Source organism: Bradyrhizobium sp. KB893862 SZCCT0404 (assembly GCF_018130885.1).
In the GTDB taxonomy this organism is placed as follows: Bacteria; Pseudomonadota; Alphaproteobacteria; order Rhizobiales; family Xanthobacteraceae; genus Bradyrhizobium; species Bradyrhizobium stylosanthis.
Window position 1 is genome coordinate 104,157 of sequence record NZ_JAFCLT010000010.1, and the last position, 14,081, is coordinate 118,237.

Below are 14,081 nucleotides of genomic sequence, written 5' to 3' on the forward strand. Positions count from 1 at the left end.
GAGGCGGCCGCATCGTCTTTTGCAGCCGGAGAGATATTGCGATGAATATGACTGCCACGAAGATTGAGGTCGAGACTGCGGCGCCCGCGGCCGTTGCCGCGCCGGTCGTCGCGATGACGCCAAAGCGCCCGCCGCGCAGCGAGACCTATGCCCGCATGGCAAGGGAGACGGCGGTGCGCGTCATCCCGCCGCTGGTCGTGATCGCGCTGCTGACGCTGGTGTGGGAGCTGGTCTGCCGGCGAGCCGGCTCGGCGCTGCCGCCGCCGTCAAAAGTGTTCAAGGACACCAAGGAGCTGATCCTCGATCCGTTCTTCGATCATGGCGGCATCGACAAGGGCCTGTTCTGGCATCTCTCCGCCAGTCTGCAGCGCGTCGCGCTCGGCTATTCGCTGTCGGCGATCGCCGGCATCGCGCTCGGCGTGCTGGTCGGCCAGTCGGTCTGGGCGATGCGCGGGCTCGATCCGCTGTTCCAGGTGCTGCGCACGATTCCGCCGCTGGCCTGGCTGCCGCTGTCGCTCGCCGCGTTCCGCGACGGCCAGCCTTCGGCGATCTTCGTCATCTTCATCACCTCGATCTGGCCGATCATCATCAACACCGCGGTCGGCATCCGCAACATCCCGCAGGATTATCGCAACGTCGCGGCGGTGGTGCAGCTCAACCCGCTCGAGTTCTTCTCCAAGATCATGATCCCGGCGGCCGCGCCCTACATCTTCACCGGCCTTCGCATCGGCATCGGCCTGTCCTGGCTCGCCATCGTCGCGGCCGAAATGCTGATCGGCGGCGTCGGCATCGGCTTCTTCATCTGGGACGCCTGGAACTCCTCGCATATCAGCGAGATCATCCTGGCGCTGTTCTATGTCGGCATCGTCGGCTTCGTGCTGGACCGCCTGATCGCGGGCCTCGGCAAGGTCGTCACCCGCGGCACCGCGACAAGCTAAGGAGAAGGGACACATGACCGCCTATCTTAAGCTCGATCACATCGACAAGATCTTCACCCGCGGCGCTGCGAGCACCGAGGTGCTGAAGGACATCAACCTGACGATCGAGAAGGGGCAGTACGTCTCGATCATCGGCCATTCCGGTTGCGGCAAGTCGACCCTGCTCAACATCATCGCAGGGCTGACCACCGCCACGATCGGGGGCGTGCTGCTGGAGAACCGCGAGGTCAACTCGCCGGGGCCCGATCGCGCCGTGGTGTTCCAGAACCACAGCCTATTGCCCTGGCTCACCGTCTACGAAAACGTCAGGCTCGGCGTCGACAAGGTCTTCGCCCGGACCAAGACCAAGGCCGAGCGCGATGCCTGGGTGATGCACAATCTCAACCTCGTGCAGATGGCCCATGCCAGGGACAAGCGCCCGTCGGAAATCTCCGGCGGCATGAAGCAGCGCGTCGGCATCGCCCGGGCACTGGCGATGGAACCGAAGGTGCTGCTGCTGGACGAGCCGTTCGGTGCGCTCGACGCGCTGACGCGCGCGCATTTGCAGGACTCGGTGATGGCGCTGCATCAGAAGCTCGGCAACACCATCCTGATGATCACCCATGACGTCGACGAAGCCGTGCTGCTGTCCGACCGCATCGTGATGATGACGAACGGGCCGAGCGCGCGCATCGGCGAGGTGCTGGAGGTTCCGCTCGCAAGGCCGCGCAAGCGGCTCGAGCTCGCGACAAACGCGACGTACTTGAAGTGTCGCCAGCGCGTGCTCGAATTCCTGTACGAGCGTCATCGCTTCGTCGAGGCCGCGTAACGTAATCGTTAACGCGCGGAAACACCGCGCCTAATTTGAAATCATCAAGCTCAATCCTTGTGCGCCGCACAGGGATTGAGCGAATCGCAAAATTTGCGTGCGAAATGCGCGTGCAAAAATTTCGGGCAATTCGAATAAGCTGCTGAATTCCCTGTATTTCCCGATTCCAGGCAGTTGGCACGGAAGTTGAATTACCTTGTCCGACGCCAACGACGACGTCCCTCAACATCATCAATCAGCATCGTGAACTCGCCACCGGGGAGAAGCCCCGGAGCGTGCCTCCGTGATCGGAGGCTGAGCCTGCAACGACGCAGCGGTGAGCCTGGAAGGGATACTCAATGACGAAGAATCCTACTTGGATTTCAGACTGGCGCCCCGAAGACGAGGCGTTCTGGAATGCGGGCGGCAAGACAATCGCCCGGCGTAACCTGATCTGGTCGATCGTTGCCGAGCATATCGGCTTCTCGGTGTGGCTGATCTGGAGCATCGTCACCACCAAGCTGCCGCAGGCGGGCTTCCAATACAGCACCGACCAGCTGTTTCAGCTCGTCGCTGTGCCGGGGCTCATCGGCGCCTTCATGCGCTTTCCCTACACCTTCGCGGTCACGACCTTCGGCGGTCGCAACTGGACCATTTTCAGCGCGGCGATCCTGTTCATCCCGACGCTGTCGCTGGCGTATTTCGTCAGCCATCCCGATACGCCGTTCTGGCTGATGCTGCTGGTCGCTTCGACCGCCGGTCTCGGCGGCGGCAATTTTGCCTCCAGCATGACCAACATCTCGTTCTTCTTCCCTGACAGGATGAAGGGCTGGGCGCTCGGCCTCAATGCCGCCGGCGGCAATATCGGCGTCTCCAGCGTACAGCTGCTGACCCCGATCCTGATGACGCTCGCCGTGATCAACCTGTTCCAGGCAACACCCGTCGACGGCATCTTCCTGCAGAATGCCGGCCTGATGTGGGTGCTGCCGATCGGGATCGCGGTGTTCGGTGCGGTGTTCTTCATGAACAACCTGACCACGGCCAAGTCGTCGATCAGGAACCAGCTCGCGGTGGTCAAGCGCAGGCACACCTGGATCATGGCGTACCTTTACATCGGCACGTTCGGATCCTTCATCGGCTACTCGGCGGCGTTTCCGCTGTTGCTCAAGACGCAGTTCCCGTCGGTGACGATCTCGATCGCGTTCCTCGGTCCGCTGGTCGGATCGCTGTCGCGGCCGTTCGGCGGCTGGCTCGCCGACAGGATCGGCGGCTCGGTCATCACCTTCTGGAATTTCATCGTGATGGCGGCGGCGACGGTCGGCGTGCTCTACTTCGTGGGCCACAAGGACTTCACCGGCTTCCTGTCGATGTTCCTGATCCTGTTCGTGACGACGGGCATCGGCAACGGCTCGACCTACCGCATGATCCCCTCGATCTTCCGCGAGCAGAATCTGGCCAAGGTGCGCGGCCAGGGCGATGCGGCGCGCGCGGTCGCGCTGAAGACCGCGAGCATCGAGAGCGGCGCCGCTGTCGGCTTCATCGGCGCGATCGGTGCGGTCGGCGGCTATCTGATCCCGAGCGGGTTCGGCAAGTCGATCGCCCTGACCGGCGGACCGTCGCTCGCGCTTGCGATCTATCTCGTCTTCTACGCCTCCTGCCTCGGCCTGACCTGGTGGTTCTACCTGCGTCGCAGTCCGCAGGGGGAAGGCGCTGCAGGCCTCGCCGAAGCGCGGGTCTGAACTTGGTACGAATCTCGCTTCTCCCCGTACGCGGGGAGAAGACTCTCTGATGACGTTTGACCCATGAACCTTGTTCGCAACGGCGCGCACCAAGGCAAACCGAAACAGACAGGAGACCATCATGACGCCCGAACAAGTAACCCTCATCCAGCAGAGCTTTTCCAAGGTCGCGCCGATCTCGGAAACCGCTGCGGTGCTGTTCTACGATCGCCTGTTCGAGGTGGCGCCGTCGGTGCGCGCGATGTTCCCTGAAGACATGACCGAGCAGCGCAAGAAGCTGATGGGCATGCTCGCCGCCGTGGTCGGCGGTCTGTCGAACCTCGAGACGATTCTTCCTGCGGCCTCGGCGCTGGCCAAGCGTCACGTCGCATATGGCGCCAAGGCCGAGCACTACCCCGTGGTCGGCGCGACCTTGCTGTGGACCCTGGAGAAGGGCCTTGGCGAGGCCTGGACGCCCGAACTCGCCAGCGCCTGGACCGACGCCTACGGCGTGCTGTCCGGCTACATGATGTCCGAGGCCTATGGCGCACAGCCGCAGGCCGCCGAATAGGAGATGCTCTGTGAGTGAGCCACTCGTCATCGTCGGTAACGGTATGGCGGCCGCGCGTCTCGTCGACGAGCTCGCCAAGACCGCACTCGGCCGCTACGCGGTCGCCGTGATCGGCGAGGAGCCGCGGCTCGCTTACAATCGCGTCCTGCTGTCATCCGTGCTGGCCGGCGAGACCGGCTCGCACGAGATCGAGCTGCGGCCGGCGGACTGGTGGCGCCATCGCGGCGTCACCGTGCGCTACGGCTACCGCGTCACCGAGATCGACACCGGGCGCCGCGAGCTCAAGATCGCCGGCGAGGAGAGCATGGAATATTCCAAGCTCGTGCTCGCCACGGGCTCGACGCCGCTGCGGCTCAACGTGCCGGGCGCGGACCTTGCCGGCGTGCACACGTTCCGCGATACGCGCGATGTCGATTTGCTGCTGACGCTCGCCGCCGCGAAGAAGCGCGTCGTCGTGGTCGGCGGCGGCCTGCTTGGCCTTGAGGCCGCCTATGGCCTCGCCAAGGCCGGCGCGCCCGTCACGCTGCTGCATCTGATGGACCGGCTGATGGAGCGCCAGCTCGATCTTCCGGCCGCCGACCTCCTGAAGACGCTGGTCGAGCGCAAGGGCGTCCGCATCCTGCTCAACGCCTCGACCGCCCGCATCCATGGCGAGGGCCATGTCGAGGCCGTCGAGCTTGCCGACGGCAGCCGCATCGAGGCCGATGCGGTGATCTTCGCCGCCGGCATCAGGCCGAACGTCGCGCTGGCGAAGGAGGCGGGGATCGCGGTGAACCGCGGCGTGGTCGTCAACGACGTGATGCAGACCTCCTCGTCCGACATCTTCGCGCTCGGCGAATGTGCCGAGCATCGCGGCACCTGCTATGGCCTGGTCGAGCCGGCCTATGAGCAGGCGCGCGTGCTGGCGCGGCATCTCGCCGACCGGCCAGCCGCCTATCACGGCAGCGTGGTCTCGACCAATCTGAAGGTCTCCGGCGTCAGCGTGTTCTCGGCCGGCGATTTCATGGGCGGTGAGGGCAGCGAGAGCCTCGTGCTGTCGGACCGCAGGCGCGGCACCTACAAGAAGCTCGTCATCGCCGACGGCCGGCTCACCGGCGCCGTGCTGATCGGCGATACGATCGACGCGCTCTGGTATCTCGAGCTGATCCGCAACCGCGACAAGGTCGCGGCCATCCGCACCGACATGATGTTCGGCCGCGTGCTCGCGCAGCCTTCGAAAGCGGCTTGATATGACGGCGATCGATCCCACGCTCCGTGCGACCCGAACGGCCTGTCCCTATTGCGGCGTCGGCTGCGGCGTGCTGGCGACGCCCGACGGCAAGGGCGGCGCGGCGATCGCCGGCGATCCCGACCATCCCGCCAATTTCGGCCGGCTGTGCTCGAAGGGCTCCGCGCTCGGCGAAACCGTCGGGCTCGAGAGCCGGCTGCTCTACCCCATGATCCGCTGCAAGGGCGTGCTGGAGCGCGTCGCCTGGAGCGATGCGCTCGACCATGTCGCCCATCGCATGCAGCACATCGTGGCGCGCGACGGCGCCGACGCGGTCGCGTTCTATCTCTCCGGCCAGCTCCTGACCGAGGACTATTACGTCGCCAACAAGCTGATGAAGGGATTTGTCGGCACGGCCAATGTCGACACCAATTCGCGGCTCTGCATGTCGTCCTCGGTCGCCGGCCACCGCCGCGCCTTCGGCGCCGATACGGTGCCGGGTTGCTACGAGGATCTCGACCAGGCCGATCTGCTGGTCTTCGTCGGCTCGAACGCGGCCTGGTGCCATCCGGTGCTGTTCCAGCGCATGCTGAAGAACCGCGCCGAGCGCGGCGCGCGCATGATCGTGATCGATCCGCGCCGCACCGACACCGCGAGCGACGTCGATCTGTTCCTGGGCCTCAAGCCCGGCACCGACACCGCTCTGTTCTCCGGGCTCTTCGTGCATCTCGCCGACAATGGCGCGCTGGACCAGGAGTACATTGCGCAGAACACGTCGGGCTTCGAGGATGCGCTGGCGCGCTCGCGCAATATCGCCGGCAGCGTCACCGCGACCGCGCTGGCGACCGGGCTGTCCGAACAGGACGTCGCGACCTTCTTCAAGATGTTCCGCGACACCGGGAAGGTCGTCACGCTCTATTCGCAGGGCGTCAACCAGTCGGCGCAGGGCACCGACAAGGTCAACGCGATCCTCAACTGCCATCTCGCCACGGGCCGCATCGGCAAGCCCGGCGCCTCGCCGTTCTCGCTCACCGGCCAGCCCAATGCGATGGGCGGCCGCGAGGTCGGCGGCCTCGCCAACATGCTCGCCGCCCATATGGGTTTCACGCCGCCCGACATCGACCGCGTGCGCCGGTTCTGGAAGGCGCCGCGCATCGCCACCCATGAAGGCCTGAAGGCGGTGCAGCTGTTCGAGGCCATCAACCGCGGCGAGGTCAAGGCGCTGTGGGTGATGGGCACCAACCCCGCGGTGTCGCTGCCCGATGCGGACTTCGTGCGCGAGGCGCTGAAGAAGCTCGAGCTGTTCGTGGTCTCCGAGAACGTGCTCTCCAACGACACCGTCGAGGCCGGCCCGCATGTGCTGCTGCCCGCACTCGCCTGGGGCGAGAAGTCGGGCACCGTGACCAATTCGGAGCGCCGCATCTCGCGCCAGCGCTCGTTCCTGCCGGCGCCGGGCGAGGCGCGCCCCGATTGGTGGATCCTGAGCGAGACCGCCAAGCGGCTCGGCTTCGGCGACAGTTTCAACTACAGATCCGCGGCCGATATCTTCCGCGAGCATGCGGCGTTGTCGGCGTTCGAGAACAATGGCAGCCGCGATTTCGACATCGGCGCGCTGACCTCGCTGTCGGACGATGCTTTCGACGCCTTGAAGCCGGTGCAGTGGCCGGTTCGCGAAGGCGGCACGCCCGGCGAGCGCTTCTTCGCGCAAGGCGGCTTCTTCACCAATGACGGCAAGGGCCGCTTCATTGCGCCGGAGGTGCCGACGCTGCGCAGCGAGACCGGACCGTCGCGCCCGCTCAGGCTCAACACCGGCCGCATCCGCGACCAGTGGCACACCATGACGCGCACCGGCCTCAGCCAGCGGCTGGGCGCGCATCTGCCCGAGCCGTTCGTCGAGATCCATCCCGACGACGCCGGCAAATACGGCATCGCCCATGACGGCTATGCCCGCATCACCACCGATTACGGCCAGTGCATCCTGAAGGCCGTCGTCAGCGAACGGCAGCAGCGCGGCACCCTGTTCGTGCCGATCCACTGGAGCGCGATGAATGCCTCGCACGGCCGCGTCGGCGCGCTGGTGCAGTCCTTTACCGATCCGTTCTCGGGCCAGCCTGAATCCAAGGCCACGCCGGCGGCGATCGCGCCCTATGAATTCGTCTTCCGCGGCTTCGCGCTGTCACGCAAGGAGCTCGATCTGCCGCAGAACCTGTTGTGGACCCGCGTCACGGTGGCCGGCGGCTTCGGCTATCTCTTCGCCGACAATGCGGACCTCGCCCGCTGGCCGGCCTGGCTCGAGGGCATCGCAGGCGAGGACGTTGCCGAGTACCGTGATTTCGGCGGCGGCGTTTATCGTGCCGCGTCGTTCGCGGGCGACCGCATCGAGACCTGCCTGTTCGTCGGCCCGGCGCACGATGCCGGCGACTGGGAGGTGGTGAAGGGCCTGTTCGTCGCCGATCAGGTCACCGACGACCAGCGTCGCATGCTGCTGTCGGGCAAGTCCAGCGAGGGCGCGGCTGCAACCGGCCCGATCGTCTGCGCCTGCTTCGGCGTCGGCCGCGGCACCATCTGCGACACCATCGCGGCCGGCGCGCGTACCGCCGCCGAGATCGGTGCAAAGCTCAGGGCCGGCACCAATTGCGGCTCCTGCATCCCCGAGCTGAAGCGGCTGATCGCGACGACGGAAGCGGCGCCCGTGAAGCCGGCGAAGGTCGCGGGAGTGGCGGGGTAGGTCTCGTAGGGTGGGTCAGCGCAGCGTAACCCACCACGTCTGCTCCCCCGGAGAAAGAAGAGGTGGGTTACGCCTTCGGCTAACCCACCCTACGCGCTTTGCTCCATCCGGGCGACGCGCGGTCTCGTGCCTCGGACGCAGCGCAGCGCTCCCGGCGATGCGAAGCATCGTCCGGTGTGGTGCGCTGCATGGCCGGTGCCCATCCAACAGCAGAGTGCTTGGCTTTCTGGGTCCCGGCTCTGCGCAGCAGCGTTTCACGCTGCAGCGCGTCCGGGACACGAGAGAGGCGGGGATGCAGCCATGCCCTCCGCCCAATCGACGCGACGTCGATTGTCGCCTATGCTGCCGTGCGCTCACCCTCAACAATCAAAAAAAATGATGTACCTGGAAACGCCGCCGCGCCTGATCGAGACCAAGCTTTTCTCCGCCATGCCCGACAAGTTCCGCCGCAAAAGCGAGCGGACCGACTGGGCTGACGCCAACCGCCCGGGCGTGCCGACGGACAGCTTCATCGAAGGGCCGTCATTCGACAGCGACGGCAACCTTTACATCGTCGACATTCCCTTCGGCCGCATCTTCCGGATCGCGCCCGGTGGCGAATGGTCGCTCGTGATCGAATATGAGGGCTGGCCGAACGGGCTGAAGATCGCAGCCGACGGCCGCATCCTGGTTGCCGACTACATGCACGGCATCATGGAGCTCGACGCCAAGGCCGGGAAGATCAAGCCGATCCTGACCGCGCGCAATTCGGAATCCTTCCGCGGCTGCAACGATCTGCATCTCGCCTCCAACGGCGATATCTTCTTCACCGATCAGGGCCAGACCGGCCTGCACGACCCGAGCGGCCGCGTCTATCGTCTCACGCCAAATGGCCGGCTGGATTGCTTGATCGACACCGGCATCAGCCCGAACGGCCTGGTGCTCGACCCCAGCGAAACCGTGCTGTTCGTCGCGATGACGCGCGACAATGCGGTGTGGCGGCTGCCGTTCATGAAGGACGGCAGCGTGTCCAAGGTCGGCCGCTTCTGCTCGCTGTTCGGCACCTCAGGCCCTGACGGCATGACCATGGATGCGAAGGGGCGCCTGTTCGTCGGCCATGCTTCGCTCGGCCATGTCTTCGTGTTCGCGCCGAACGGCGAGTTGGTCGCGCGGGTCAAGTCTTGCGCGGGGCCGAACTGCACCAATGTTGCGATCGGTGGCGCGAAGAGGGATCGGCTCTATATCACGGAGTCGGCGACCGGCAGCGTGCTGGTTGCGGATATCAGCGGATTGAACTCCTGAGCTCGATGGCGGTTGCCTGAGCGAAAGAGTGACATCGGAGCGAACATGAACAGCAAACCCTTCGGCAAGACCGGCGCCAACGTCTCGATCATCGGGCAGGGCACCTGGTATCTCGATCACGGCGATCGCAAGCGGGCGATCGCGGCGCTTCAGCGCGGGCTCGATCTCGGCATGACCCACATCGACACCGCCGAGATGTACGGCGATGCCGAGCTCGTCATTGCCGACGCGATCGCGGGCCGGCGCGACGAGGTGTTCCTGGTGTCGAAAGTTCTGCCGAGCAACGCCTCGCGCCGTGGCACCATCACTGCTTGCGAACGCTCGCTGAAGCGGCTGAAGACGGATCGTCTCGATTGCTATCTGCTGCACTGGCGCGGCTCGTATGATCTCGAAGACACCGTCGGCGCATTCGAGGAACTGGTGACATCAGGCAAGATCAAATCCTGGGGCGTCTCGAACTTCGACGCGGATGATCTCGACGAAATCCTGGCCGTTTCCGGCAAGGGCAAGATCGCCTGCAATCAGGTGCTCTATCACCTCAGGGAACGCGCGATCGAGCATGCGGTGATCCCGTGGTGCGAGAAGCATGATGTCGCCGTCGTCGCGTACTCGCCGTTCGGGCACGACGATTTCCCGGATGAGCGCAGCAAGGGCGGCGCAGTGCTCGCGCGCATTGCTGATGCGCGTCGCGCGACGCCGCGTCAGGTCGCCCTGAGCTTCCTCACCCGTGCGACTACGGTGTTCACGATCCCAAAGGCGTCATCCGCCGAACATGCCGCCGAAAATGCGGCCGCCGGCGATCTCGTGCTGACGAAAGAGGAGATTTCGGCGCTTGATGCGGCGTTTCCGCGCGGTCCGAAGCCGCGCGGTTTGCCCATGCTGTAGCGCACAAACCCCTATTATTAATGGAGTATTGACGCGCGCGGACCTGAGCGCATATCGGCATCCTGTTTTCGGAAGTTGTGAAAGCGGCGCTTTTGTCGTTTTTTACACTCGTTCCCGAATCGCATTTTCCCAGGTTCCAGCCGTGACGCCGCCCCCCGCCGTAGCCGCAAGGCTCGACAGTATTCCCATGCCTGCCGTGCCGGAGAAGAAGCAGGAGGCTCGCCGTGCGCCTGCGCGCGTCGATCATCCCTTCAAGGGCATCGCGCTGGTTCTGCTGTCGACGATCTTCCTCGGCTGCTCCGACGTCACTTCGAAATATCTGTCGTCGAGCCTGCCGTCGATCGAGATCACCTGGATCCGGATGGCCACCTTCGCGCTGATGTTCACGCCGGTGATGCTGCCGGGCTCGCCGCTGCATGCGATGCGTACCGAGCGTCTCGGCCTGCAACTGATGCGCGGCACGGCGTTGCTCGGCTCTTCGCTGTTCTTCATCACGGGCTTGAGCTTTCTCCCCATTGCGGAAGCCTCCGCCACCGGCTTCGTCTCGCCGCTGTTCGTCACGGCGCTCTCGATCATCTTTCTGAGCGAGAAGGTCGGCATGCGCCGCTGGATCGCGACCGCAATCGGCCTGATCGGCGTGATCATCATCATTCGTCCCGGCTCGAGCGCGTTTCACGTTGCCGCGTTCTTTCCGATCGTCTCTGCGTTCTGCTGGGCTGCGGCGTTGATCATGACGCGCATGATGAGCGGTCGCGAGGCCGTGGTGACCACCATGGCTTACTCCGCGCTCACGGGCTTTGCGATCATGAGCCTGATGGTGCCGTTCGTCTGGGTGACGCCGAGCTGGAGCGCGATCGGGTTCGGAGTTCTGATCGGCGTTGCCTCCACCGTCGGCCAGTGGATCGTCGTGCTCGCCTATCGCTACGGCGATGCCTCCGTGCTGGCACCGTTCTCCTACACGCAATTGCTGTGGGTCAGCATTCTCGGCTTCTTCATCTTCGGCGAGCTGCCGGATATCTGGACCATCACCGGCGCCGCCTTCATCGTCGCCAGCGGTCTCTACATCGCCCATCGCGAGCGCATCCGCCGCTCCCAGCTGCTGGTGCTGGAAGAGCGTTCCCCGAACCCCTGACGCAAGTTCGCGCGTCCTGCTTCTGCTATGAACGGCTCCAGCAACAGGGGAGAGCCGGATGCGCGCTGCGATTTTCAGGAACGGTGAGATTGTCGTCGATGGGATCGCCGAGCCGAAGCCTGGCCCCGGCCAGGTTCTGGTCAAGACGCTCGCCTGCGGCATCTGCGGCTCCGATCTGCACGCGCGTCAGCACGCGCCCCGCATGGTCGAGATGGCGAAGATGGTCGGGCGGAAGCCGATGGACCTCAGCCGCGACGTCGTGTTCGGCCACGAATTCTGTTGCGAGGTCGTCGAATTCGGCCCCGGCACGTCGCGCAAGCTCAAGCCGGGAACGCGCGTCTGCTCTTTGCCGGCCCTCGTGACGCCGCAGGGCATCGAGGGCATCGGCTATTCCAACGAGAATGTCGGCGGCTACGCCGAGGCGATGCTGCTCAGCGAAGCGCTGTTGCTCGAAGTCCCGAACGGCCTGGCGCCGGAGCACGCTGCGCTGACCGAGCCGCTCGCGGTCGGTGTTCACGCCGTGGCCAAGGCCAACATCCGGGGCGGCGAGGTGCCGCTCGTGATCGGCTGCGGCCCGGTCGGGCTCGCGGTGATCGCGGCGCTGAAGATCAGGGGGCTGCATCCGATCGTCGCCGCCGACTATTCGCCGGCGCGGCGCGCGCTCGCGGCAAAGCTCGGCGCCGACATCGTCGTCGATCCCAGGGTGTCGCAGCCCTACGCGACCTGGGCCGAGCACGCGCAGATGTCGGAGGCCGAGAAGGCGGCGCGGCCGCCGCTGCAGGCGATGCTGCCGGCGCTCAAGCCCGCGATCATCTTCGAATGCGTCGGCGTGCCCGGCTTGCTGCAGCAGGTGTTCGAAGGCGCGCCGCGCGATGCGCGCATCGTCGTGGTCGGCGTCTGCATGGAGACCGACCGAAGCGAGCCCATGCTCGGCATCATGAAGGAGCTGAACGTCCAGTACGTGCTCGGCTACACGCCGGACGAGTTTGCGGCCTCGCTGCGCCTGATCGCGGAAGGGCAGGTGGATGCAGCGGCGATGGTGACGGCGGAGGTCGGCATCGACGGCGTCGCCAAGGCGTTCGCCGATCTCGCCAATCCCGAAGCGCACACCAAGATCATCGTGCAGCCGTGGCGGTGATGGTCCCGTAGGATGGGTAGAGCGGAGCGAAACCCATCATCTTTCCGCGTATGACGGCGATGGGTTTCGCTCCGCTCTATCCATCCTACAAGTCGTCCCTCAATACTTCGACGGCACGTACATCTCCGCCGGGACCGGGCCGCGGTGATAGTCCGGGTTGCGCACGCGCGCCGGCAGCACCACCGGGGTCCGCCCCACCTCCTGGTACGGGATCTGGGTCAAGAGATGCGAGATGCAGTTGAGCCGGGCGCGCTTCTTGTCCACGGCATCGACGATCCACCACGGGCTGTCCGGCAGGTGGGTGTGCTCGAGCATGGTCTCCTTGGCCTTGGTATAGGCCTCCCAGCGGCTGCGGGCCTCGACGTCCATCGGGCTCAGCTTCCACTGCTTGAGCGGATCCTTGATGCGCATCGTGAAGCGGAACTGCTGCTCGTCGTCGGTGATCGAAAACCAGTACTTGACCAGGATGATGCCGGAGCGGATCAGCATGCGCTCGAACTCCGGCACCGTCTTGAAGAACTCCTGGTAGTCCTCCTCGGTGCAGAAGCCCATCACCCGCTCGACGCCGGCGCGGTTGTACCAGCTGCGGTCGAACAGGACGATCTCGCCGCCGGCGGGCAGATGCGAGACGTAGCGCTGGAAGTACCATTGCGTGCGCTCGCGCTCGCTCGGCGCGGGCAGGGCGGCGACGCGGCAGATGCGGGGATTGAGGCGCTGGGTGATGCGCTTGATGACGCCGCCCTTGCCAGCGGAGTCGCGGCCCTCGAACAGCACGACGACCTTCTTCTTCTCGGCTTGCACCCAGTCCTGCAGTTTGACCAGCTCGCCCTGGAGGCGGAGCAACTCCCGGAAATAGAGTTTGCGGTCGACCGCCGGGCCGGCGGCGTCGGTCTCGTCCAGGAGCTCGTCGAGACGGGCGTCATCGAGCTCCATCTCCAGCTCCTCGTCGAGATCGTCGGTCATCTCCCGGATGATGCGCTCGCGTTTGGCCATTTCGGGGGTGCGGTCGGATGCAGTCATGAGTCTCTCTCTCGGGCCAAGGATGGCAGTCGCCCCGAACATCAACGGGGTTTATTGCGCCCATGTGACACCGGCGGCCGCCCGGGCCGAGGGAGCTCAAAATGGCCCGGGACGGCCGGTCAGACCGGAAGCGCGATCGAATACTTCACCTGGCTCAGCGCAAAGCTGGACTCGATCGAGGCGATGCCGTCGAGCCGGGTCAGCTTGGTCTTGAGGAAGGTCTCGTAGGAGGCGAGGTCGGCGGCGACGACGCGCAGGAGATAGTCGCGGTTGCCGGTCATCAGATAGCACTCCAGCACCTCGTCCCATTTCGAGATCGCGCGGGCGAAGCGGTTGAGGTCCTCTTCCTTCTGCCGCGCCAGCTTGATCGAGATGAAGACGCTGACATGCAGTCCCAGCGCCTTCTGGTCCACGGTCGCGATATAGCGCGAGATGACGCCGCGCTCCTCCAGCAGCTTGACCCGGCGATGGCAGGGCGAGACCGACAGCCCGACCTTGTCGGCGAGCTCCTGCATGGTCAGGCGGCTGTCGTTCTGGAGATAGCTGAGGATTTTGCGGTCGATGGCGTCGAGCTCGGGCATTGGGATGGAACCTGTATCAGGAGGCATTTGATTGGGAAATTATCCCAATATTGGCAGGTATGGTGCGAAAAATTGAGAAGTTTGGCGCTGCCCGC

The 14,081-nt window shown here is 65.2% G+C and carries 12 protein-coding genes; 10 read left to right on the forward strand and 2 right to left on the reverse strand.

From position 1 onward, the window contains the following. Positions 1 to 41 precede the first annotated feature (41 nt). The 10 genes from ntrB (at position 42) to JQ617_RS32370 (ending at position 12,385) form a co-directional block, all read left to right on the forward strand. Positions 42 to 938: a nitrate ABC transporter permease gene (gene ntrB / locus JQ617_RS32325; RefSeq protein ID WP_212029903.1), complete on the forward strand. Its 897-nt coding sequence runs from the start codon at positions 42 to 44 to the stop codon at positions 936 to 938. A gap of 13 nt (positions 939 to 951) precedes the next feature. Continuing rightward, positions 952 to 1,746, forward strand: a complete 795-nt coding sequence (locus JQ617_RS32330) for an ABC transporter ATP-binding protein (protein WP_212029904.1) — start codon at positions 952 to 954, stop codon at positions 1,744 to 1,746. Positions 1,747 to 2,084: 338 nt separating this feature from the next. Next, complete coding sequence (locus JQ617_RS32335) at positions 2,085 to 3,464, forward strand: MFS transporter (RefSeq protein WP_212029906.1); 1,380 nt, start codon at positions 2,085 to 2,087, stop codon at positions 3,462 to 3,464. A gap of 121 nt (positions 3,465 to 3,585) precedes the next feature. Further along, positions 3,586 to 4,014, forward strand: coding sequence for a globin family protein (locus tag JQ617_RS32340; RefSeq protein WP_212029907.1), 429 nt, complete (start codon positions 3,586 to 3,588; stop codon positions 4,012 to 4,014). A gap of 10 nt (positions 4,015 to 4,024) precedes the next feature. Continuing rightward, the gene (locus JQ617_RS32345) at positions 4,025 to 5,242 is read left to right on the forward strand and encodes an NAD(P)/FAD-dependent oxidoreductase (RefSeq protein ID WP_212029908.1); all 1,218 of its coding nucleotides are present in this window, start codon (positions 4,025 to 4,027) and stop codon (positions 5,240 to 5,242) included. Between the two features lies 1 nt (position 5,243). Next, positions 5,244 to 7,949 (forward strand): nitrate reductase, encoded by a 2,706-nt coding sequence (locus tag JQ617_RS32350; protein ID WP_212029909.1) that lies wholly within the window; start codon positions 5,244 to 5,246, stop codon positions 7,947 to 7,949. Between the two features lie 378 nt (positions 7,950 to 8,327). Continuing rightward, positions 8,328 to 9,230, forward strand: a complete 903-nt coding sequence (locus JQ617_RS32355) for an SMP-30/gluconolactonase/LRE family protein (RefSeq protein WP_212030035.1) — start codon at positions 8,328 to 8,330, stop codon at positions 9,228 to 9,230. A 45-nt stretch (positions 9,231 to 9,275) separates the two neighbouring features. Continuing rightward, the gene (locus JQ617_RS32360; protein ID WP_212029910.1) at positions 9,276 to 10,115 is read left to right on the forward strand and encodes an aldo/keto reductase; all 840 of its coding nucleotides are present in this window, start codon (positions 9,276 to 9,278) and stop codon (positions 10,113 to 10,115) included. A gap of 187 nt (positions 10,116 to 10,302) precedes the next feature. After that, complete coding sequence (locus JQ617_RS32365) at positions 10,303 to 11,247, forward strand: DMT family transporter (protein ID WP_212029911.1); 945 nt, start codon at positions 10,303 to 10,305, stop codon at positions 11,245 to 11,247. A 58-nt stretch (positions 11,248 to 11,305) separates the two neighbouring features. Then, the gene (locus JQ617_RS32370; protein ID WP_212029912.1) at positions 11,306 to 12,385 is read left to right on the forward strand and encodes a zinc-binding dehydrogenase; all 1,080 of its coding nucleotides are present in this window, start codon (positions 11,306 to 11,308) and stop codon (positions 12,383 to 12,385) included. Positions 12,386 to 12,484: 99 nt separating this feature from the next. Here the strand turns inward: JQ617_RS32370 and ppk2 are convergent, their stop codons facing one another. Then, the gene (ppk2, locus tag JQ617_RS32375; RefSeq protein WP_212029913.1) at positions 12,485 to 13,405 is read right to left on the reverse strand and encodes a polyphosphate kinase 2; all 921 of its coding nucleotides are present in this window, start codon (positions 13,403 to 13,405) and stop codon (positions 12,485 to 12,487) included. Positions 13,406 to 13,524: 119 nt separating this feature from the next. Further along, on the reverse strand, positions 13,525 to 13,986 hold the full coding sequence (locus tag JQ617_RS32380) for an Lrp/AsnC family transcriptional regulator (protein WP_027546512.1): 462 nt from the start codon (positions 13,984 to 13,986) through the stop codon (positions 13,525 to 13,527). Positions 13,987 to 14,081: the final 95 nt, after the last annotated feature.

Excerpts from the sequence above, each read along its gene's own strand:
- ntrB (WP_212029903.1), top strand. The coding sequence starts at position 42 with ATGAATATGACTGCCACGAAGATTGAGGTCGAGACTGCGGCGCCCGCG.
- JQ617_RS32330 (WP_212029904.1), top strand. The coding sequence starts at position 952 with ATGACCGCCTATCTTAAGCTCGATCACATCGACAAGATCTTCACCCGC.
- JQ617_RS32335 (WP_212029906.1), top strand. The coding sequence starts at position 2,085 with ATGACGAAGAATCCTACTTGGATTTCAGACTGGCGCCCCGAAGACGAG.
- JQ617_RS32340 (WP_212029907.1), top strand. The coding sequence starts at position 3,586 with ATGACGCCCGAACAAGTAACCCTCATCCAGCAGAGCTTTTCCAAGGTC.
- JQ617_RS32350 (WP_212029909.1), top strand. The coding sequence starts at position 5,244 with ATGACGGCGATCGATCCCACGCTCCGTGCGACCCGAACGGCCTGTCCC.
- JQ617_RS32355 (WP_212030035.1), top strand. The coding sequence starts at position 8,328 with ATGTACCTGGAAACGCCGCCGCGCCTGATCGAGACCAAGCTTTTCTCC.
- JQ617_RS32360 (WP_212029910.1), top strand. The coding sequence starts at position 9,276 with ATGAACAGCAAACCCTTCGGCAAGACCGGCGCCAACGTCTCGATCATC.
- JQ617_RS32365 (WP_212029911.1), top strand. The coding sequence starts at position 10,303 with ATGCCTGCCGTGCCGGAGAAGAAGCAGGAGGCTCGCCGTGCGCCTGCG.
- JQ617_RS32370 (WP_212029912.1), top strand. The coding sequence starts at position 11,306 with ATGCGCGCTGCGATTTTCAGGAACGGTGAGATTGTCGTCGATGGGATC.
- ppk2 (WP_212029913.1), bottom strand. The coding sequence starts at position 13,405 with ATGACTGCATCCGACCGCACCCCCGAAATGGCCAAACGCGAGCGCATC.
- JQ617_RS32380 (WP_027546512.1), bottom strand. The coding sequence starts at position 13,986 with ATGCCCGAGCTCGACGCCATCGACCGCAAAATCCTCAGCTATCTCCAG.